The organism is Mycobacterium sp. E2462 (genome assembly GCF_001672685.1).
In the GTDB taxonomy this organism is placed as follows: domain Bacteria; phylum Actinomycetota; class Actinomycetes; order Mycobacteriales; family Mycobacteriaceae; genus Mycobacterium.
In genome coordinates this window covers 1-4,053 of sequence record NZ_LZKC01000125.1, presented here as the reverse complement: position 1 = coordinate 4,053, position 4,053 = coordinate 1, and the positions used below count along the sequence as shown (strand labels likewise).

At 71.9% G+C, this 4,053-nt stretch carries 3 protein-coding genes; 2 read left to right on the top strand and 1 reads right to left on the bottom strand.

The window, feature by feature from the left end; genetic code table 11:
- Positions 1–1,234: thioesterase domain-containing protein (locus A5714_RS05940; RefSeq protein WP_231975803.1), on the top strand; the 1,234-nt coding region annotated here is incomplete at its 5' end.
- A 40-nt stretch (positions 1,235–1,274) separates the two neighbouring features.
- Here the strand turns inward: A5714_RS05940 and A5714_RS05935 are convergent.
- Entirely contained in the window at positions 1,275–1,607 is a 333-nt protein-coding gene (locus A5714_RS05935) for a DUF732 domain-containing protein (protein ID WP_068075594.1), read from the bottom strand.
- A 576-nt stretch (positions 1,608–2,183) separates the two neighbouring features.
- Between A5714_RS05935 and A5714_RS05930 the strand changes: the two genes are divergently transcribed.
- The gene (locus A5714_RS05930) at positions 2,184–3,989 is read left to right on the top strand and encodes an N-acetylglutaminylglutamine amidotransferase (RefSeq protein WP_068283708.1); all 1,806 of its coding nucleotides are present in this window, start codon (positions 2,184–2,186) and stop codon (positions 3,987–3,989) included.
- Positions 3,990–4,053: the final 64 nt, after the last annotated feature.

Here is a 4,053-nt window from a genome sequence, read left to right as displayed (position 1 = left end):
CCGGCCCGGCGCCTTGCGCCTGGTCGGCTATGTCACCGGCACCGCCGACCCGGCCGAGGTGCGGACGGCGCTGGCCCAGCGGCTGCCCGTGTACATGGTGCCGGCGGCCGTGGTGTCCCTGCACGCGCTGCCGCTGACCAGCAACGGCAAGCTCGACACCCGCGCCCTGCCGGCGCCGGAGTACACCGGCAGCGAATACCGCGCGCCGTCCAGCGCGACCGAGGAGATCCTGGCCGGCATCTACGCCCAGGTGCTCGGGGTCGAGCGGGTGGGGGTGGACGACTCGTTCTTCGACCTCGGCGGCGACAGCATCTCCGCGATGCGCCTGGTCGCGGCGATCAACTCCAGCCTGGATGTCGACCTGGCGGTGCGCACCGTGTTCGACGCGCCCACCGTCAGCAGCCTCAGCGACCAGGTGCGCTCCACCTGCGCGGCGGTCAACGAGGTCGTCCCCGTGCAGACGCTGAAGCGGGGCCCCGGCGTGCCGTTGTTCTGCATCCACCCCGCGGGCGGCGTGAGCTGGCCGTATGCCGTGCTCGGCAATTACCTGGACTGCCCGATCGTCGGCATCCAGCAGGCCGCGGCGCAGCCGGGCGAGGCGCCCGGCTCGATCCGCGAGATGGCGGCGCAGTACGCCGACCGGATCGAGGACGCCCACCCCGGCGGGCCGTACCGGATCCTCGGTTGGTCCTTCGGCGGTGTCGTCGCCCACCAGGTCGCCGTGGAACTGCAGCGGCGCGGCAGCGTCGTCGAACGGTTGATCCTGCTCGACGCCGAGCCGCGGATCGCCGACGGCGTCGAGCTGCCGGACCTGGCCCTGGGCGAACGGCAGGTCCTCGAGGACGCGTTGCGGGCCTACCGGCCGGGTGCCGAGGCGGCGACGTTCGACGAGGTGGCCGCGCTGCTCCGCGATTCCGGGGAGACGTCTCGGCCCGCGCAGCTACTCGCCCTGATCATGGGGAACCTGGCCGACAACGCGGCGCGGTATCGACGCCACGAGGCGGGGCTGTTCGACGGAGACGTCGCGGTGTTCGCCGCCGTGCGCGACGACGGCGACCGCGGTGCCCGGCTGGGCCGGGCCTGGCAACCCCACGCCTCGGGCGAGACCCGGGTGTACGCCGTCGACTGCACGCATCACGACATGCTGACCGCCGAGGCGGTGAGCATGTACGGCCAGCAGCTCAGGCAGCTGTTCGGGTCGCGGTTCGATCCCGCGGCGATCGACGGGGTTTAACGCGAAAGCCGCACGGCCGCTGGGTTTTCGGTGGAGCCGGTCAGGACCCCAGGTCCGGGTTGCCGCGGAACTGCGGGCAGTACGACGCCATCGAGGCGCCGAGCAGATAGCCGGACTCGCGGACGTTGAGGTCGGTGTTCTTCACCAGCGACAACACCACGAAGGTGCGCGTCTGACCCTTGCTGAGGCCGCTGCACACGCTGTGGCCGGCGTTGATCGCGGCGTTGCGGTCGGGAAAGTTGATCCCGTTGCGCTGCAGCGCACCGATGAACGCGTCGTCGGTGGCATCCGCGGACGCCGGTCCGGCGAACAGCAGTGCGGCGCCGCCCAGCGCGGCGGTCAGGGCCGCCCACCTTCCAAGACCTGCGTTCATTTGGCGCGGACGTTCCTTTCGCGGGGGTGACGAATGCCCTGTCTCGCAACCTGATTGGCGCGAAACGGTGGCTGCACGTTAACCCGATTCGCCGGCCACCTCTCACCGGCCGCGATGGCGGTGTGAGGAGCCGGTAACAACGCCGGGCCACGCGGGCCCGCGCGGCGTTCGTCGGGCCGCGCGACCGGCCCGCCCACCCGCCGCCGCGGCGGCGTATCCCGTTGAGCGCCAGCGAAGTTCGGTGCTACGCGCAGCGCTGTACGGCCGTCCCGATGGGTGCTCGCCGGCGCGCGCGACGACACGAACGCGACATGAACTGTTAACACCGCCGAGCGGAACGCGCTGTGAGGTCGCGCAATCGCGCGCCCCCGCTGGACGGCCCCGGCCGGACGGTCCGGCGGTGCGCGCCCGCAGAGCGCGTTCAGGCCGTCGGGAGTGCGCGCAGGGCGTTGCGGGTGCGCCCAGGGCGGAATGTGCGGGCGGGTACCGACCGTGGCGGCACACTCGACGACCCACGCCGCCCCAATCTCGTGGCGTCACGCGCGCATCCAAACGGCCCCCGGTAGGGTCGAAGACGTGTGTGGAGTCACCGGGGAGGTGCGACTCGACGGGCGGGTCCCGGACGTCGCGGCGGTAACGGCGATGGCCGCTGTGCTGGCGCCGCGCGGCCCCGACGCCGCCGGCGCCTGGTCACAGGGCCGCGTCGCGCTCGGGCATCGTCGCCTGCGGATCATCGACCTGACCGAGGCGGGCGCCCAGCCGATGGTCGACGCCGAGCTGGGCCTGGCGATCGCCTGGAACGGCTGCATCTACAACTACAAGGAGCTGCGCCGCGAGCTCAGCGACCACGGCTATCGCTTCTTCTCGCACAGCGACACCGAGGTCCTGATCAAGGCCTATCACCGGTGGGGCGACGACTTCGTCAACCACCTGTTCGGCATGTTCGCGTTCGCCATCGTCGAGCGTGACAGCGGCCGGGTGGTGCTCGGGCGTGACCGCCTGGGCATCAAGCCGATGTACCTGACCGAGGACGGGAATCGCGTCCGTTTCGCGTCGACGCTGCCGGCCCTGCTCGCCGGCGGCGGCGTGGACACCCGCATCGACCCCGTCGCCCTGCACCACTACATGACCTTCCACTCCGTGGTGCCGCCGCCGCTGACCATCCTGCGGGGGGTGCGCAAGGTTGCGCCGGCGTCGATCGTCGTCATCGAGCCCGACGGCAGGCGCCTCACCAAGACCTACTGGACGCCCGACTTCAGCCGGTGCGCCGAGCGAGCCGACTGGTCCGAACGCGACTGGGAGGACGCCGTGCTGTCCTCGCTGCGGGTCGCCGTCGAGCGCCGCCTGGTCGCCGACGTGCCGGTGGGCTGCCTGCTGTCCGGCGGCGTCGACTCCAGCCTGATCGTCGGCCTGCTCGCCGAGGCCGGCCAGCACGGGCTGTCCACCTTCTCGATCGGCTTCGAATCCGCCGGCGGCGTCGAGGGCGACGAGTTCCGGTGGTCCGACATCGTCGCCGAGCGCTTCGGCACCGACCACCACCAGATACGCATCGGCACCGAGCGGATGCTGCCCGCGCTCGACGGGGCCATCGGCGCGATGAGCGAGCCGATGGTCAGCCACGACTGCGTCGCGTTCTACCTGCTCAGTCAGGAGGTCGCCCGCCACGTCAAGGTCGTCCAGTCGGGCCAGGGCGCCGACGAGGTGTTCGCGGGCTACCACTGGTATCCGCCGATGGGGTCGCCGGCCGCCGCCACGCTCGACGGCGCGGTGAGCGAGTACCGCGGCGCCTTCTTCGACCGCGACGCCAGGGGCGTGCAGGCCCTGCTGGGGCCGGCGTTCTTCGCCGACGGCGACCCGAGCGGTCGCTTCGTCACCGAGCATTTCGCGCGCCCCGGCGCGGAAACCGGGGTCGACCGCGCGCTGCGGCTCGACACCACGGTGATGCTCGTCGACGACCCGGTCAAACGGGTCGACAACATGACCATGGCGTGGGGCCTGGAGGGCCGGGTGCCGTTCCTCGACCACGAGTTGGTCGAGCTGGCGGCGACCTGCCCGCCGGAGCTGAAGACCGCGCACGACGGCAAGGGCGTCCTCAAGCAGGCCGCGCGCCGGGTGATCCCGTCGGAGGTCATCGACCGGCCGAAGGGGTACTTCCCGGTTCCGGCGCTGACCCACCTCGAGGGCCCTTATCTCGACATGGTCCGCGACGCCCTCTACGCCCCGGTCGCCAAGGAGCGCGGGCTGTTTCGCGCGGACGCGGTCGACGCGCTGCTGGCCGAGCCCAACGGCAAGCTGACGCCGCTGCGCGGTAACGAGCTGTGGCAGATCGCCCTGCTCGAGCTGTGGTTGCAGCGCCACGGCGTGACGGGCCCGGCCGCATGACCGTCCTCGACCCCTCCGAGGACCACCCCGAGGCGATCACCCTCGGCCTGCACGACGCGACGCC

Excerpts from the sequence above, each read along its gene's own strand:
- A5714_RS05935 (WP_068075594.1), bottom strand. The coding sequence starts at position 1,607 with ATGAACGCAGGTCTTGGAAGGTGGGCGGCCCTGACCGCCGCGCTGGGC.